This is a genomic window from Marinobacter sp. 3-2, from assembly GCF_003751355.1.
GTDB lineage: Bacteria > Pseudomonadota > Gammaproteobacteria > Pseudomonadales > Oleiphilaceae > Marinobacter > Marinobacter adhaerens.
In genome coordinates, this window is record NZ_RJUQ01000011.1 from 893,980 (window position 1) to 910,048 (window position 16,069).

The 16,069-nt window shown below is 51.9% G+C and carries 19 protein-coding genes; 8 read left to right on the forward strand and 11 right to left on the reverse strand.

Annotation, left to right across the window (positions count from 1 at the left end; all coding sequences use genetic code 11):
- Nucleotides 1-72: 72 nt before the first annotated feature.
- From EDB94_RS05990 to rho, 5 genes are all read right to left on the reverse strand, one after another.
- Nucleotides 73-513 (reverse strand): DUF4174 domain-containing protein, encoded by a 441-nt coding sequence (locus tag EDB94_RS05990; RefSeq protein ID WP_108017757.1) that lies wholly within the window; start codon nucleotides 511-513, stop codon nucleotides 73-75.
- A 97-nt stretch (nucleotides 514-610) separates the two neighbouring features.
- The gene (locus tag EDB94_RS05995; RefSeq protein ID WP_108017944.1) at nucleotides 611-790 is read right to left on the reverse strand and encodes a DUF1294 domain-containing protein; all 180 of its coding nucleotides are present in this window, start codon (nucleotides 788-790) and stop codon (nucleotides 611-613) included.
- 87 nt (nucleotides 791-877) lie between these two features.
- On the reverse strand, nucleotides 878-1,297 hold the full coding sequence (locus EDB94_RS06000) for a hypothetical protein (protein ID WP_108017758.1): 420 nt from the start codon (nucleotides 1,295-1,297) through the stop codon (nucleotides 878-880).
- Nucleotides 1,260-1,892, reverse strand: a complete 633-nt coding sequence (locus EDB94_RS06005; RefSeq protein WP_260312516.1) for a nucleotidyltransferase domain-containing protein — start codon at nucleotides 1,890-1,892, stop codon at nucleotides 1,260-1,262. The genes EDB94_RS06000 and EDB94_RS06005 overlap by 38 nt, the downstream gene beginning before the upstream one ends.
- A gap of 286 nt (nucleotides 1,893-2,178) precedes the next feature.
- Nucleotides 2,179-3,225 (reverse strand): transcription termination factor Rho, encoded by a 1,047-nt coding sequence (gene rho, locus EDB94_RS06015; protein WP_260312517.1) that lies wholly within the window; start codon nucleotides 3,223-3,225, stop codon nucleotides 2,179-2,181.
- Between the two features lie 148 nt (nucleotides 3,226-3,373).
- On the opposite strand from rho, the gene EDB94_RS06020 reads away from it, so the two are divergent.
- The 3 genes from EDB94_RS06020 (at nucleotide 3,374) to EDB94_RS06030 (ending at nucleotide 5,332) form a co-directional block, all read left to right on the forward strand.
- A complete protein-coding gene (locus EDB94_RS06020; protein ID WP_108017760.1) occupies nucleotides 3,374-3,916 on the forward strand; it encodes a nucleoside 2-deoxyribosyltransferase in 543 nt (180 codons plus the stop codon).
- Nucleotides 3,917-4,044: 128 nt separating this feature from the next.
- Complete coding sequence (locus EDB94_RS06025) at nucleotides 4,045-4,791, forward strand: SDR family NAD(P)-dependent oxidoreductase (protein ID WP_260312518.1); 747 nt, start codon at nucleotides 4,045-4,047, stop codon at nucleotides 4,789-4,791.
- 37 nt (nucleotides 4,792-4,828) lie between these two features.
- Entirely contained in the window at nucleotides 4,829-5,332 is a 504-nt protein-coding gene (locus tag EDB94_RS06030; RefSeq protein ID WP_108017761.1) for an MOSC domain-containing protein, read from the forward strand.
- Nucleotides 5,333-5,367: 35 nt separating this feature from the next.
- Here EDB94_RS06030 and EDB94_RS06035 read toward each other — a convergent pair whose 3' ends face one another.
- From EDB94_RS06035 to EDB94_RS06050, 4 genes are all read right to left on the reverse strand, one after another.
- Nucleotides 5,368-6,054, reverse strand: a complete 687-nt coding sequence (locus tag EDB94_RS06035) for a hypothetical protein (RefSeq protein ID WP_108017762.1) — start codon at nucleotides 6,052-6,054, stop codon at nucleotides 5,368-5,370.
- Nucleotides 6,055-6,098: 44 nt separating this feature from the next.
- Entirely contained in the window at nucleotides 6,099-6,404 is a 306-nt protein-coding gene (locus EDB94_RS06040; RefSeq protein WP_108017763.1) for a hypothetical protein, read from the reverse strand.
- Nucleotides 6,405-6,520: 116 nt separating this feature from the next.
- Nucleotides 6,521-7,411: an alpha/beta hydrolase gene (locus EDB94_RS06045; protein ID WP_108017764.1), complete on the reverse strand. Its 891-nt coding sequence runs from the start codon at nucleotides 7,409-7,411 to the stop codon at nucleotides 6,521-6,523.
- Between the two features lie 56 nt (nucleotides 7,412-7,467).
- Nucleotides 7,468-7,923, reverse strand: a complete 456-nt coding sequence (locus EDB94_RS06050; RefSeq protein WP_108017765.1) for a metallophosphoesterase family protein — start codon at nucleotides 7,921-7,923, stop codon at nucleotides 7,468-7,470.
- A gap of 147 nt (nucleotides 7,924-8,070) precedes the next feature.
- Here EDB94_RS06050 and EDB94_RS06055 point away from each other — a divergent pair, with 147 nt between their 5' ends.
- Together EDB94_RS06055 and EDB94_RS06060 are read left to right on the forward strand one after the other, a co-directional pair.
- Complete coding sequence (locus EDB94_RS06055) at nucleotides 8,071-8,502, forward strand: tautomerase family protein (RefSeq protein WP_108017766.1); 432 nt, start codon at nucleotides 8,071-8,073, stop codon at nucleotides 8,500-8,502.
- A gap of 92 nt (nucleotides 8,503-8,594) precedes the next feature.
- On the forward strand, nucleotides 8,595-9,341 hold the full coding sequence (locus tag EDB94_RS06060; protein WP_108017767.1) for an NYN domain-containing protein: 747 nt from the start codon (nucleotides 8,595-8,597) through the stop codon (nucleotides 9,339-9,341).
- 101 nt (nucleotides 9,342-9,442) lie between these two features.
- Here EDB94_RS06060 and EDB94_RS06065 read toward each other — a convergent pair whose 3' ends face one another.
- Complete coding sequence (locus EDB94_RS06065; RefSeq protein WP_146162194.1) at nucleotides 9,443-10,078, reverse strand: outer membrane beta-barrel protein; 636 nt, start codon at nucleotides 10,076-10,078, stop codon at nucleotides 9,443-9,445.
- A 320-nt stretch (nucleotides 10,079-10,398) separates the two neighbouring features.
- On the opposite strand from EDB94_RS06065, the gene EDB94_RS06070 reads away from it, so the two are divergent.
- From EDB94_RS06070 to EDB94_RS06080, 3 genes are all read left to right on the forward strand, one after another.
- The gene (locus EDB94_RS06070; protein ID WP_260312519.1) at nucleotides 10,399-11,745 is read left to right on the forward strand and encodes a hypothetical protein; all 1,347 of its coding nucleotides are present in this window, start codon (nucleotides 10,399-10,401) and stop codon (nucleotides 11,743-11,745) included.
- A 39-nt stretch (nucleotides 11,746-11,784) separates the two neighbouring features.
- Nucleotides 11,785-12,471 (forward strand): hypothetical protein, encoded by a 687-nt coding sequence (locus tag EDB94_RS06075; protein WP_108017769.1) that lies wholly within the window; start codon nucleotides 11,785-11,787, stop codon nucleotides 12,469-12,471.
- Nucleotides 12,472-12,605: 134 nt separating this feature from the next.
- Nucleotides 12,606-13,775 (forward strand): DUF4268 domain-containing protein, encoded by a 1,170-nt coding sequence (locus tag EDB94_RS06080; protein ID WP_108017770.1) that lies wholly within the window; start codon nucleotides 12,606-12,608, stop codon nucleotides 13,773-13,775.
- 677 nt (nucleotides 13,776-14,452) lie between these two features.
- Here EDB94_RS06080 and EDB94_RS06090 read toward each other — a convergent pair.
- Nucleotides 14,453-15,958 carry a DUF262 domain-containing protein gene (locus EDB94_RS06090; RefSeq protein ID WP_108017772.1) on the reverse strand — a complete coding sequence of 502 codons (1,506 nt, stop codon included), beginning with the start codon at nucleotides 15,956-15,958 and terminating at the stop codon, nucleotides 14,453-14,455.
- Nucleotides 15,959-16,069: the final 111 nt, after the last annotated feature.

Genomic DNA, 16,069 nt, shown 5'->3' on the forward strand with positions numbered 1-16,069 from the left:
TGGAACGTCGATCTCAGTCGATGTAAGGCCCCTTCAGTATAGCCCTTGAACACGGAGATCGAGTCGGGTGCTTCAATCAGAGCGCATCTCTCGCATGCGCATTGGCATGCGGTCGATACGGCGGAAAATAGCGTCAAGATCGAGACTGGGCTCTCGGCTTTTCATACCGCCGTCCTTGCCGATCAACAGAACCCTCTCATCCGAACGGAACTGGTCAAGCAGAGCCTTGATCTCGTTCTCTAGACTGCTCGAAACCTCATCCTGATTTGAAACCAGGTTTGCGCCGGTGTTTACGAACCAGACGATATCACGGTCATCGACTGCGGCCCGGGCACTCCTGAGCGTTTCAATTTCGCCGCCATCCGCATCTGCGGCTTGCACCAGAATGAGTCGGTTTTTCCACTGGTAGTCGCTCAGGCTGTTCATGTCGGCTCCGTGCGTGGTCAGCGTGATGAGTAAAAGCATCAACGTCAGAACAGTGCGTTTCTTAGTGATGGAAAAAGTGAAGCTCATTTTCTTGCTCCCGTTATCGTTCTCCCTGTAGAGCTACGAGAGTTTGTGCTCAGTTGATCAAGCGAACTGCCTGAGTGGATCGTGAAACCAGTGGCGACTAGCAGATAAGCGGCTGCAAAGACTTCGACAAATCAAAGCCCAACTGCTGGGCGACCAGTGCGCCGGGCCAGTGACAACACAGCTCGAACAGGTGCAGCGTGTTTTCCGCGATGCGCTGACCGCCCCGCTTTGCTGACCGCTTATCAAAATACCCAAATCGGGTATTTTTGTACCCAATTTGGGCTTCGAATGCTTCGACTGGATTTCATTGGCTCAATGAGGTGAGGAGCCCTGGATTCGATGCAAGAGTTTGACGATACGTTTTTCAATCGCCCGTTAGCCTGAGCACGGCCTCCTCGATCTCTTCTGCAATTTTAAGAACACTCTGAACCAACGCAGGGCTCAGGTCGATCTCCCCTTCATATTCCGCCAGATTTCTCTTTTTATGGGCTTGATCAAGCACCCGCCATTTCGCCGCCGACAACCCCAGGGTGTGTTGTAAACATTGAAAGACGAGATAGCGATTGTCCGACCGATAACCGCAATGCCGTAAAGCGGCGAGTGACAGCGCATGTGCAGCGTTATACGAGAGATCAAAACGGCTTTCGATGCTAAGCGATTCAAAACGTGCATCGTTCAAACGAACGGTCCCAGAGCGTATCAATCCTTTGATTTCTTCTCCATCGGGAGGCTCCCGATGCAGCTTATTAATCTTGACCAGATTGTCGAGAGATTCCGAATTCATCCAAATTCCCTTTAAGTAGGATGTAAGGCCCATCCAGGACCCTGGTAAGGAAAGATTGCTGTTTTACAATACGGCTTCTGAAGTCGCTTCGAGTATACACCGTAGGATTAATGGTCCGAGCGAGCGAACGTTCTGCCGGATCAAGGGTCTCGAAAATATCTTCCAGACTCACAGTGTCGGATACTAGCAAGAGATCAACATCGCTTCCCGCGTGATCAACACCCTTCGCCACCGAGCCGTAAAGCAACGCGATATCAATCTCAGGGTACAGAGGTTGCAACGCAGAATCGATCTGAGATTCTGGGCCGAGCAATTTCGTCACCAGAGAGGCGAGCTCAAAGTAAATCGGGGATTCTCTATTTACTCTGTAGCGCTTTTGCCGACCTCGATGATCTTGAAAAACGAGTCCGCAATCGACCAGCCGCGCTACCTCTCGTTGCACTGCACCAGACCCTGCGCCAACCGCATCAATTACCTCACGTAGAGCAAATTCGGCATCGGGCCTCAAGAAAAAAAGCTTTAAAACCTTTTGCCGGGTCGCGGGGAAAAGCGCTTCCGCCATTCCCATTTGCTTCGAAAGCTGTTGATTTCCCATACAAACCCCGAAATACCCAATTAAGGTACAATTATACCCAAAATGGGTCGGAAAGCACCTCTCTAAAACTGTGGCTGAAGAAACCACAGAAAACCTCTGCGACATTGGCGCCGAGGACTGCATCGTTGGCATCTCCGGGTTCATCTTCGGCTCGAGAGCCCGAAAGGAAAAGCCGATTCCATGGCCTCAAAAACCGTATCAATATCCTTTTCAAGCACCCGCTCGACGTGAATGTGAAACATACCTACTCCTCAAAAACGCCCTGTCTTGAACGATACGCTTACGCCTAATCAAAAGAATGGGGGATGTTTTTCAGAAGCTCGGCGTTTGTGGGATACTTCTCAAGCAGCTCAACCAACTTTTTTGTGCCCTCTAGCGGTTTGAGACCGCCAAGCGCCCGGCGCAATGCTCTTATTTTGTCTAAATCTTTTGGATCCAACAGCAGCTCTTCACGGCGTGTACTGCTTTTCGAAATATCCAGCGCGGGAAAGATTCTCTGATTCGCAACGTCTCTCGATAACACCAGCTCCATGTTCCCCGTGCCCTTGAATTCCTCAAAGATAACCTGGTCCATGCGGCTACCGGTATCAACCAGAACGGTTGCCAAAATGGTCAGCGAGCCGCCATTCTCGATATTTCGTGCAGCGCCAAACAACCTCCGCGGGATCTCCATCGCTCGAGCATCCACCCCGCCAGACATAGTACGACCGCTGCTCTTTCGCTCCGCATTATGCACACGCGAAAGCCTCGTGAGAGAGTCAATCACAATCATAACGTTGTGACCCTCGCCCGCTTGTTCGCGGGCGATATCAAGAAGTTCATCGGCAACGCGAACGTGATGAGCATAGCTTTCATCCGAAGAAGAAGCGTGTACCTCAGCCGGGACGGTACGCCTGAAATCAGTGACCTCTTCGGGTCGCTCATCTATCAATAACGCGTACAGTTTAATCTCGGGATACGCCTTTCCCACCGCCTGGCAAATGTGTTTTAAAACCGTCGATTTTCCAGACCCCGGCGGCGCAACGATCAAACCTCGCTGCCCCATGCCAATTGGCGTGATCAAATCCATCGCGCGCACCGTGAGCTGTTCGGAACCCAACTCCAGCCGAATCCCCGGCGCGGGATTGATAGCCACAGCATTTAAAAAACGTTTTTGTGGATCAGCCTCACTTTCAACCTCAACCTTAGCTTCGGTTTCCGTAGCCACTGGTTTAGGGTCTTTTTTTCGTGTTCCGGTTAAACCTAATGTCTTTCTCGTCATGATTGTTTGATAGCTCTTGTTTGATACATATTTTTCGAAAAACACAGCCCAAGGCAAAACACCAGCGTGCACAAAATACGTCTGTCCCGATTTTCACTCATCCGAACGGTCACAAAGGAACGTGAAAGCAGGCTGGCGAGTATGACCACGCTGCACCATTTCTGCTACCTGGAAAATACTGGATGCTATCCTGCAGTTTGATCAGCTCTATGAGGCACCCATGACGAAGCCAAAACGAATCTACCTCGCCGGCCCGGAAGTTTTCTTCCCTGCAGCTGAACATCAGGCCATCGTGGCCGAGAAAAAACGCCTGCTACAGGAAAACGGACTGGAGGGCGTAGACCCGCTGGATACTGAACTGGCACTGTCCGCCAACGAGGCGAAATTCAGGCGCGGGCATCGGATCTACCGGGCCAACCGGGAACTGATGGACAGCTGCGAGGCCATCATCGCCAACCTGACCCCCTTCCGCGGTATCAGCGCGGACCCGGGCACCGTCTTTGAGGTGGGGTATGTGATCGGACAGGGTAAACCCGCCTTCGGGTTTACCCTCGAAAGCCGATATTACCGGGAACGAGCAGGCGCCACCGACCTGGACGAACTGGGCCATACCATTGAAGACTTTGAAATGAGCGACAACCTGATGATCGAGGGCGGAATCTACAGTTCCGGTGGCCAGCTCTTCGTGGCAGAGCAGCCCGGCGAACACCGGTACTTTTCGGCCGAGCTGTTCCGCCGTTGCGTGAGGGCGATAAAAAAATAAATCTGTCCCGGTTTCCACAGCGCATGAACGGCAATTGCAAAGTGAAATTCAAAAAGAGAACCTAGACAAAACACTTCGCGATGCCCGAGGGCGAGACCAAACCTTATGGGAAAAAGGAGCATTCAGTGATGTTTGATTTCCTCGGCCGGCGCGTCATCGTCGCTGGCGGCAGCAAGGGTATTGGCCGGGCAATCGCGTTGGGGTTTGTCCGGGCCGGGGCCAGCGTCTCTGTGTGCGCCCGCGGGCAGGCGTCCCTGGACGCTCTGGCAGAAGAAGTGGCAAGCGAGGGGCTGGCACTGCATGTGGCCCCCTGCGACATCGGCGACAAGGCCGAGCTGGAAACTTATCTGCAGAACGCCATGGGCGAGCTGGGCGGCCTGGACGTGCTGGTCAATTGCGCATCGGCATTCGGGCGGGAAGACAACGAAGAAGGCTGGTTGAGCAGTGTTGAAGTGGATCTGATGGGCACGGTTCGCGCCGGCCACATCTGCCTTCCGGCACTCAAGGAAACCGGGGGCACGATCATCAACATTGCCTCCATTGCCGCCCTGCACGCCTCGACACGCACCGCCCCCTACGCAGCCATCAAGGCCGCGGTCGCTCACTACACCGGCAGCCTGGCGGTGGCCATGGCCCCGCATAAAGTGCGGGTTAATGGCATTGCCCCGGGCTCGATCGAGTTTCCGGGCGGCGTGTGGGATCAAGCCCGGCAGAACAATCCAGAGCTCTACCAGCGTATTCGCGAGGGGATTCCTTTCGGGCGCCTGGGCACGCCGGAGGAAGTCGCCGACGTGGCGTTATTCCTGGCCTCCGATATGGCCCGCTGGATTACCGGCCAGACACTGGTGGTGGACGGTGGCCAGGTTTTGTCCTGAGCCGCCAACTCATCGCACAAGGAGTTTTATAACGCCCATGCCCGAATCGACCCCAATGCAAACCCTGCTGGACACACTTCCCCAATGCGGCCGCGTTGAGTGGATTGGCATCCGCCCTGCACGCGGCGAGCCCATGCAGGTGCTCCAGAGGGCAACGGCCAGCCCGGGCAAAGGGCTGGACGGAGATCGATTCAAGGGCCGCGACACCAGCAAACGGCAAGTGACCCTGATCCAGAAAGAACATCTGCATGCCATTGCCTCGTGTCTGCAGCGGGAAGCCATTGAACCCGAGGTTTTCCGGCGCAACATTGTGGTGTCTGGACTGAACCTGCTGGCCCTGAAAGGCAAACGGTTCCGGATCGGTGGTGTGGTGCTGGAATACACGGGCCTGTGCCACCCCTGCAGCAAGATGGAGACGGCCCTCGGGCCGGGTGGGTACAACGCCATGCGTGGGCATGGAGGCATTACTACGCGGGTGGTTGAAGGCGGTGAGCTGGCTCTTGGTGACGAAGTGCAGGCGTTGCTAATACCCCAGCCCTGAGTCATCAGTGGACACAAAGTCGGCCATCGTTCAAATCAGATCCTCCTCAAAGCATCATCAAGATCCAACTTGCGAAAGGTTTGGCGCAACGTGTCGCCGGCCAATCGTGCCTCCCATTGTCTGCGCTGTTCCCGCATCGATCCGTCGGCAGGCAGGGAGTCGAGAACGGACAATGCATAATCCCGGAGCAACTCACTCCGACACTCGATAACAAGATCGGACGACGCCGCCGTACCGGACTCCGAGTAGGCAAAGCAGTGCTGGACATTGCGCCTGGCGCTTTCCCGTTCAACCGGTGAGATCGCCACCTCCCGCGCGTCGTTGTCGGGAACCAGTAAAACGTTCACGCCCCGCCCGGTAATGGCCTCGGCGGTCTGCTGCGCGCCTTGTGGAACGTGGACGTTCTTGTGGTTTGGCCAGATGTCGAACATGCCATAGTCGGCACAGGGGGCCTCTCGCTGAAACGTAAAGAAATCCGGGTAGGAATAAAACTCTGGACCCCGCTCGCGATAGCGGTCATAGAACGCGGTAACGTAGGCCATGATGAGGGTCATTGCACCAATGCCCTCAAACCGATGAGGGACAATGATGCCAAGGCGATCGGTATCCTGAAACGACGAAAACAAGTCCGCGTGCGGAATGGCCTCGCCATCGTGGGTGATTTTGAAATCGCTGCCTCGCAGGCTGCTGCTGTGCATGGTTATGTCGAACGCTTTCAGCAAATGGGCCTGTCCCGATTCTGAGCGGTCACCCGGTTTCCCGAGCTTCAGCTTTCACGGACAGTGGAAATACCGTCGATCTCAGTAACCGTTTTTGCATCCGCCCGCTCAATGATTTTGAGAAGTGTAGATTGAATGATTTCGTCTTCCCTGGCATCACCGCCACTTGCGAACGTTTGCTTCTGGGGTTCCGCGCCCTCCTCCTCGGTATAAGAAATCACAACTTCGCTGGCTGAATCGGGGGTTTTGCCAGAGCTCGCTTTACCAAAGTACTCCAGCGAAACCAACGGATAGCCGTGAAAGCCCTTCTTGACCTGCTTTGCGATACGCTTTTTTGCTTTATCCACATTCATAGTGAGGGCCTGTCGCTGCGGTTGTTATCTGAGTGCATATCCACACCCAGTCGATACCATTCGCCAATTCTATGCCCTTAACCCCATCCAAAATAGCTCTGCGCCGGTTTTCGCTGTCACCGTAAAAACCGGGCCAGGAAATCCAACTGATCCTCGATGGACTGATCGAGAGCTTCGCCCCGATAGACATCAAAATGACCGACCGGATAGTGCTTCACTTCCGCCTTCGGCATTCTCGCGGCCGCTTTAACCGCAGCACTCGCCGGGGCGACGGTATCGTGGTCGCAAATCAACACCAGTGCCGGGCAGGCGACTTTGCTGGCCAACCGGATGGGCCGGAAAAGAGGAATGGCATAACTCACGCCCGCTGCGACGTAATTCGACGCGTTATCGGCCAGCAAGGGAACATACCCCTCCTGGCAGTCCTCAGCCGTCATCATGCCCAACTCGCCCGGGCGGCCGGCCGATGCAATATACCGGGGAGCCATTCCCAGCCCGCGACGCAGCCAGTCGACCGTTCCGTGCCAGGTCAAGCGCAGCGCCTGCATGAGGCCGGCATAACCGACTACCCCAAGCAAAGACGCCAGACCATCCATCATCGGGCACTGGGAGATGGTGCATTGCACATTGCCATCCTTTGCTGCGGCTGCAATCACCAACCCGCCAGAAAACGACGTTCCCCACAGGCAAATGCGGCCGCCATCGATACGATCCAGCTGCCGCGCGAAATCCAGTGCCGCCAGCCAATCCGCCACTTCCTTCCAAGGGCTCAGCGTCTGCCGTGGCTGGCCATCACTGTCACCGAAATGGCGGTAGTCAAAGGCAAAAACCGCGTAACCCGCATTGCAGAAGGCCTCCTTAAACGGTGCCAGACCACTGGCATGAGTCAGCCCAAAACCATGGGCCATGACGACACACGGTAACCCTTTACTGCCGGCATCCGGCGTGTAAAGAACACCGCGACAGGTTGTGCCATCGCTCTGAAATTCCAGGGGCGTTTCGATCATTGTTTGGCTCGCATGCTTGAAGGTCGAGAGTCTCAGGATAGCTCATTGCTTCAGGATCAAACCGGCAGTTCAATAATCTCACCAACCACACCGTCTTCATTCACCTGCAGCCGCCCTACCGTGATCGGAAGCGTAAAACGCCGGGGCCCGGCGCCACCGGGATTGAAGTAAAGCACGCCGCCAATCCATTCATTGCGGGGTTTGTGGGAATGGCCGGCGATCACCACTCGGTAACGGCCTTGCGGATCGAATTCGAGGGTTTTCACGTCGTGAAGCATGTAAAAGGCATGGCCGAGAAATTCCAGATCCTGAACATCAGGGAGCGTCGCTGCACGGCCTGATGTATCGATATTGCCGCGGATAGCAACCAGGGGAGCGATGGCCTCCAGTGCTTCCAGAACCTCATCCCGCCCCACGTCACCGGCATGCAGGATCAGATCCGAGCCTTCCAAAGCCGCCAGGGCTTCGGGACGCATTTTGCTGTGGGTGTCTGCGATTACCCCGATTTGCATGTTTACGCCTCGTTCAGTCTCTCAGTCGACCTACCTGGCCCGTGCGCGTGGCCAGGCAGATAAGCGTTGCTATAGTGAAACAAGCCCGCCTCACTCACATAGTGGCGAGATCCAGTGCAAACCTACAACCCATGGCAGGAGTTTCCCATGCCCACTTACACCGTCACGGTCGCGAATCTGTCTCTGTCGCCGCAGCAGAAATCGCAGATCGCCGAGGCCATCACAGCGGCTCACAGCGCCCAAACCGGCGCTCCCCGGTTCTTTGCCCAGGTTCTGTTTTCTGCGGCCAATAAGGGCGACCACTTTGTGGGTGGCAGAGCGAACACCGCGCCTCAGGTGTTTGTGCACGGCTTGGTGCGGGAGGGCAGAAGCATTGAGATCAAACAGGCCCTGATGAGCCAGATGCTTGAAGAGATAGTTCGAGTTGCGGGCATCACGGCTGAGGACGTCTGGGTCTATCTGCAGGACATTCCCGCCATCCAAATGATCGAGTTTGGGCGGTTTTTGCCAGCGCCGGGCGATGAAGCTGAGTGGGGAAAGGGATTTTCTCCGGAGAAGCGCGCCAGCTTACCCAGATAACCGCAACCATAGATCTGGCACGGTTTTCCGCGGTTCCGGCTTTACTGCTAGTATTCAGGACCACCATCCGAGACAGGGACAGCTCAAACACGATGAACAGCAACTACAAAATCGCTCTTCTCATCGACTGTGACAACGTCAGTCACCAATCCATCGAAGGGGTACTCCAGGAGCTCGCCAAATACGGGGCTGTGAACGTGCGCCATGCCCACGGAAACTGGAACGGTCCGCAACTGGGTGGCTGGATCGAAAAGCTCCACGCCAACGCTATCCGGCCGGTTCAGCAGTTTGCCTATACCACCGGCAAGAACGCGACCGATGCCTCAATGATCATTGACGCCATGGACCTGCTCTACAGCGGGAACGTCGATGCCTTCGCCCTCATGACTAGCGATTCCGACTTTACCCCTCTGGTGATGCGAATTCTCGAAGCTGGGCTGCCCGTCTTTGGCTTCGGCGAGCGCAAAACCCCCATGCCGTTCGTTAACGCCTGTTCGCAATTCATCTACACAGAGAACCTGCGCGAAGAAACCGAGGAACCCGATAGCGTCAGCAACGGGGGCACGCCAAAACCAACCGTGGAAACCAAGTGGGGACGGAACAAACTGAGGGGCGACACCGTATTGGTGCGAACCCTACGAACTGCGGTGGAACAGACGGCTGATGATGATGGTTGGGCCCATCTCGGCAAGGTTGGCCAATACATTTCCAATAACAGCTCTTTCTCCCCGGTGAACTATGGGTACAAGAAGCTGAGCGATCTTATCCGAGCCAGTGAACTCTTCGAGATGAGTGTGCGTGATAAAAACGTTTTCTATATTAAAAGCCCCGAAAAGTAGATCTTTCCCGATTTTCCTGTCCCGGTTTACTCGGCTTCCCCTAAAACCAACATAAAACCCCGGAAAACCGGGGTTCACAAACATCCTAAATCAGAACTAGATCACCAGTTGTAGCTATACCCCAATAACACAGCATCAAAGCTGTCACTGGCGTCGTAGTTCAGAGCAAACCTGTGATGCTCACCAGCCCAGAGCGCAGCTCCGATTGAGGTAACGGACTCAGACTCTTCCTCATTCGTATCGGAGAAGCCTCCGCTGATCTCCAAGGCGCCAGGTACTGCCCAGATTCTGGCAGCCAAGCCATACGACATAGCGCTGTCATCTTCAGTAGCGCATAAACCATCTGCACAAAGCTCGATTTCTGAACTGACGTACCCGATGCGAGGAATCAAATCAACGCGGTCACCTAGGGGGACGGGAATGTAGAGATCTAGGTTGACTGAAGAACTAGTGATTTCAGTGCGATTACCTTCATTCGCGAATGCACTGGCGCCAGCGCCAATCGCAAAGTTGCCAGCAACCTGAAAAGAACCATTCAGTGCGGCTGCGCCAAAATCCTCGTATACCTCGTTGAGGAACACGATTTCCTCATCTGGTGTTACCTTACCGAGTTGAATACCCAGCGTGCTATACGAAAAATTGCTTTTGCCAAGACCCGCATTAAGATCCTGGGCCGCTACTGGAACCGCTGCAATCGCAAGAGCGGCCGCCACCGTAAGTGAATTCATTCTTATCATTTGTATACCCTCATACATTATTAGGTGACAACCGTGTCACCCTTTGAAGTTTCCCCAGAAAGAACAGACTATAAACATTCGCCCTCGCCTTACTCGGCTCGGTCCAACGGGGCTACATGATCAAGTTGCTCAGCAAGAGAGCTTGTTCAAGCATGCTTTTCCGGAGCTCGGCAAGGTACAGCGGAAATCAGCCAGTTACTACGGTAGGTCCCTTACCTTTTTCAGGGTTTAACAATTCATCACCAAAGAAACAGGCAGCACCAAAAATCACTGCTAGGCTTAGGTAGGAAACTAAATCTAAGAAAAGCATGGAGCTAGCTGTGAAAAACCGTCCTGACTTCCTCACCGGCGGAGAACCTGCCCGACTTATTCCGATAGCCGCAGACAGCGCAAGAGAACAGAAATCCGTCTCCGTTATCCTCGCCGGACTCCGCTCCGTGCTTGAGCTGCGCCAGTCTCTTTTAAAATCCCTGAACGTGCGTGTCGGAACGAGCGCAACCCTGGAAGCCTGGACAGAGGTGGTTTTTCAGAACGAGGACAAGAAAGCCGTAAAGCTAAAAGATCGACCCGATGGGCTGTTGATCCTACGTACCGGTCGGCGTGAATGGCGAGCGTTGATCGAAGCCAAAGTTAATAACGACACCATTGGTGAAGACCAGGTATCGCGTTACCTGCAACAAGCAAAAACCCACAAGCTGGATGCAGTGATCACCATCACCAACCAGTTTGCTGCACTACCAACCCACCACCCGGTAAAACTCCCGAAAAACGCCACCAAGTCTGTCGCCCTATATCATTGGTCGTGGGCATTTATCCGCACACAGTGCCAGTTGCTACTTAAAAACGATGGCGTTGAAGATGAAGACCAAGTGTTCATCCTAAGCGAGATACTGCGTTACTTGGAAAGCGACCGCTCCGGGATCAGCCATTTCGACCAGATGAATAGCGAATGGAAAGATGTCGTCAACAAGGTGAAGAGCAACGCACCACTCGCCAAAACCAGTGACGAAGTTCAAAACACAATAGCCGCGTGGCACCAGGAGCAACGGGATCTGTGCCTGATCATGTCCCGCCTGACTGGCAGCGACGTCTCACTGAAGCTGAAAAACGACCACCGCTTGGACCCAGCGAAACGCCTGAAAGACGATGCAGAAGCCTTTTGTAAAACACCGGCTCTGCAATGTGCGCTTAACATCATTAACGCGGCGGCTGATCTGGAAGTTACGGCGGACCTTCAGCGGCGAATGATTTATTGCTCAATGCGCCTTGCAGCGCCGAAAGACAAGCAGAGCACCAAAGCCAGAGTGAATTGGCTCCTGCGGCAACTAAAGAAGACCGAACCAGCCGGTTTTTTCGTTCGCGCCACCAGGCCCGGAAAAGCAGAAACGACCTATCAGACTTTGAAGGATTTGCGGGATTCGCCGGAGTTGCTGGAATCGGACACCTCCAACACTGCTGCGACGACGCTGGAAGTGGTTTACGAGGTGGATCTCGCAGGGAAGTTCAGTGGACGGAAAGTGTTTGTTGAGGAACTGGAAAAAGCAGTTCCGCACTTTTATCAAGAAGCGGGACAACTTTTGAAAGCTTGGACGCCGCCGCCGCCAAAAATCCCGAAATCCGAGCGAGCTCCCGAGGGCAAAGAAGTCGACGAACCTTTAGGACCTTGATTTATCTGTGCATTCACTTTCTTAACTAAAGGCGAAGAGATGTTATTCAGAACCACGCGCGCAGTGATAATTACGTTAACAACGCTAATTCTTTTGTCAGGTTGCACCTCGGTTCAATACAACGGCGCAAAGACTGAAATGCAGAAGGTCAACTATCCCCCAATTGACAAGACGGTTACTGCCTATGTCGGCGACCACATGGTAGAGAAAGGTGTAATTTCTCAGATAGAAGTTCTACGAGTACTTCAACCGATCGACGGTGCGATGTACAACATTCCTGCAAAGACTTTTGCCCAGCTCGGTTTCGACTCATCGCAAGACTTTTACGAGGCGTCGGGCGTGACCAAGAACCCTTTCGCAGATCCGTTCAACGCCCTTTCAGTTGATCACAACCAGGACTCGCAGATCTGTGTGGTTACTATCTTCGGCGTTGAAAGCTGTTATGCAGGCCAGTTTGAACGACAAGAAGTGGTTTCAGAAAGTAGCAACAGTTTCCAACAAACACTGATTTACAGCGGCCGTGTCGGAGATAAAATCAACATCGGTTATCGTGAATTTTCAAGCAATCTGGCACGGCCAGCGTTTAACAACGAGGTTGAGTATGACCTAGGGGAGAGTTCGACTATTGGATACAAGGGCGCACTTATAGAGGTCATCGAAGCGAACAATAACAGCATTAAATACAAGCTATTAAGAAACTTTCCCGACCCTACTGACCGACGGTGAAGGGCCAAACACCAAAAAAGATCTATGTGCCGGAAACCGGCTTCCCCGGTTTCCGGAGTTGCGTCCCAAGTCCTTAAAGTCGAAAGACTCTAGACTAGGATACTAAGCAAAGCATCTTTATCAGGATCACTACATTGCGCGCAGTACCCTTTCTTATCGACGCGAATTCAAACACCAGGCCACTTTTTCGCCTTGCTTTCAATGAAGGTTTCACCGAGCAGTGGCTACAAGAGCAACTGTTCAAAAACCCGAGCAGCCTTCCTTTCGGTGAAATAAATCCTGGTTACAGAGACGTGGTGCCTTTATGCATGGAAATGGGAACAGGCGCTGGACCAATAGATATCGTTTACGTAACTCCACAAGGCAAAGTGGTCATTGTGGAAACCAAGCTTTGGAGAAACCCAGAGGCTCGAAGAAAAGTAATTGGGCAGATTCTTGATTACGCAAAAGAGCTGCAAACCTGGAGCTATTCGGACCTGCAACGTGAGGTCACTCGCAGAACCGGGGAAAAAGGAAATATCCCCTACGAGTTGGTCAAACGACACTTCCCCAACACAGAAGAAAGCGAATTTGTTGATGGCGTAAGCAACTCGCTAAAGCAAGGTGATTTCATGCTTGTGATCGCGGGAGACGGCATTCGCAGCGACACTCAGGCGATGGTCCAATATTTAGATCTTACCGCCAATATGAAATTTACACTGGCAATGATTGAAACTGCGGTGTACCAAACCGAGGACAGGGACTTGACGTTTATCCAGCCTCGTACATTATTCCAGACGAAAGAGATTCAGCGAACGGTTTACATTTCGGACTTTTCAGAACCCACGACCCAGCAAGAACAGATTCAAGACGAAATAAACCCTCTTTTTGAGCAATACCATGAATTTTGGAAAGAGTTTATTGATCAACTAAGACTCGACGACCCAGAACAACCGATAGCAAATCCGCTCGCCAGAGGTAACGTCTTCTTTTCATTGCCGCCCTCCTCAACTACAGCTTGGATAACATTATATTTTTTAAAAGCTGCTTCTGAAATTGGCTGTTTTTTGCGACTGTCGAGCTCTGAAGAGGGTGTAGCGCTGTACCATGCTTTAAAAGAGGACGCTGAAGCTATTGGAAATGAGCTACCGTATGCGATCGAATGGGACGACAAGAATTGCCGTGTTATTACACACAAACGAGTGCAGGGTGAGTGGCCCCCGGTACGAGATCAAAACACAAAATCCTATTTTTCGGGCGCTGTGAACGCTTTCGTAAATACATTCAGGCCGCGTTTAGAACGGTTAAGTGAGAGTCCCGACTAAGCTCACTACCCTTTTCTTCGCAAAACTAATTGTCACTGCCTTTCGAGTTCCGGTATGACTCACAGGCCTTATCTCGCTCTCGCGCCAACCTAGGATTACTATTTCCCATGGACGCAACCGTCGCCGCATTGCAGGCCTGACGCATCTCTTCCAATCCGGATAGCGCTTCTGCCGAGCCCAAATTAGCCACAGTAGGTTTGAAAGACAGAGCTGCATTACAGTACATATTCTGGACTGCTACCTGCTGCCATTGGTCTGACCCTGCCCGCCTAAGCTCCGAACAAAGTGCATTGAAGAGCCGAGAAGCCTTCACGGTACATTCGGAAAACTGACCGATGTTCTGTTGATAGTTCGCACAGACACTCTCCGGACGAATTCGCCATAACTGGTGCTGATAAGAGACAGGCGTACCCTCATATTCGATGGTTACGGGAGTAACCTGAAGGTTTCTAGATTCATTGAAATGACTCGACACCGTCGATTGAACAGTATTCAGGTAAGCGGAAAACACCAAACTCACTGGGTCCAATGCTTTGTACTCCGAAACAGATCCAGATTGGGGATAATAAAATCAGGCCACGCATTTCACACCTGAACAGTAAATTTTCAGAAACTTTGAGCCCTAACATTAGTACTAGTGGGCGACGACGAAGCGCAGCGTCCCGTTGACCATCTTGTTAACCATCGAAGTCCGCCTTGGCTAGCTTTCGCATGTCAAGCTCCAAGGCCGACAAAATATTAGCCTGAATTATTACAAATTTTGTCGGATCTACTGCCGAAGGCGATTTCTCTCCTGAAAACTGTTCAAACACGGCAGCAAGTTCCTTCTTCTTTTTTGCGGCCTTATTTTGCTTTCCGTGGTCAACGTCATGCTCATTCAATGTTCGGAGATCATTTACGTTCACAAACGATGGTGGGAGATTGCCCTCTAGCCTCGTGCCAATACTTTCCCGAAATATAAAGTACAGGTTTTCGATAAAAGCCTTGTAGTCATCCATCCCTTTTGTGGGCTTGGATAACTCAGATGTGAGTGCTTTAATTGTTTTGTTAGTTGGCTTGAATAAATCTTTCCCATGGTGGCCGCTATAGATGTTATTAACTTCATAAATTAGCTGTCGCACCGACTCCGCCAAGCGGCTAATCTGCTCGTCTAGCGATTTTGAAAGAGAATTACTTTGCGGAACCTCTGAATAGAATGACGGATCATACTTAAAAAGTTTTCTAAGAAGAATGTCGTTCCTAGTCTTCGGCCCAGATTTAACATTAGCATTGACAGTGCGCTGAAAAGCTACGTAATCATGGTCTGTTGCGGCTTGTCCCAACTCAACTTGCTTAGAAAGCTCTGCTAGAAAATGATCTATAAATTTTGCCAGTATTTTATTTTGCTGGCTCTTCAAGCCAACTCTTTGCAGATGGCAGCAAAATGTGATGATAGCCTGCACGATTGTTCTGTTGCGCAAGTGCTTGTCTGGATTAGGCAGCTCTTTGTGAAGCAAATCCAAAGACTTCCTAACTTGTTTTGCGACAGCTGAATTACCTGAAAAACCCGCTTGTTGTAGAAAAACCTCTCTTATGTCATCAAACCGAGTTCCACAATCAAGCCCCTCTATCTCCAAAACCATGACTTTGGCACAAATATCAAAATATGCGTATCGTTTCCCTGAGACGGATGTTGTTTCCAAGAAAAACTTATGCTTGGCAAGCTTGGAACAATAATCTCTTAACTTACTATGAATAGAGTTAAGTTTTTCGCTGCTCGTTAATGGTAGACCTTCTTGTAATCGCTGAAAAAACTCTTTTTGGTCTTCCTCTTCAGCATCTTCAATGACATCAAAATTAATTTCGTAGTCATCGAAAGCGTCAGAAACATCATCTGGCAAACCTTCATAGCTCGCAGCACCAAATTCCGCCGCAGATTCAGCCGTAAGCTTAAGCTCCCCATCAAAGAATTCCCATATCGCACTTAACCTTTGCTGGCCATCCAATACGTCATATTCTTTTGGGCTATCATTGGTTAGAAGGAAATAAAATTTCGGCAGCTTCCAGCCTCTCAGCACGGAATCAATCAATTTTTGCTTTTTTGCTTTATTCCAAACTTCTTCGCGCTGCCAGTCAGGGATTTCGTACCGATCCCTACGTTTGTAGATTTTATCGAGCGCAATTCGTTCGGATGTCATCTTCATACTTTGATTCTCTTTTTCTCAATTGCTTAACAGTCATTAGATAGCGCGCTTCGTTATTGCAAACATTTGAGCGTAAAAAAGCTCAGAGCTGAAAACTCAGATTTCGCCAAT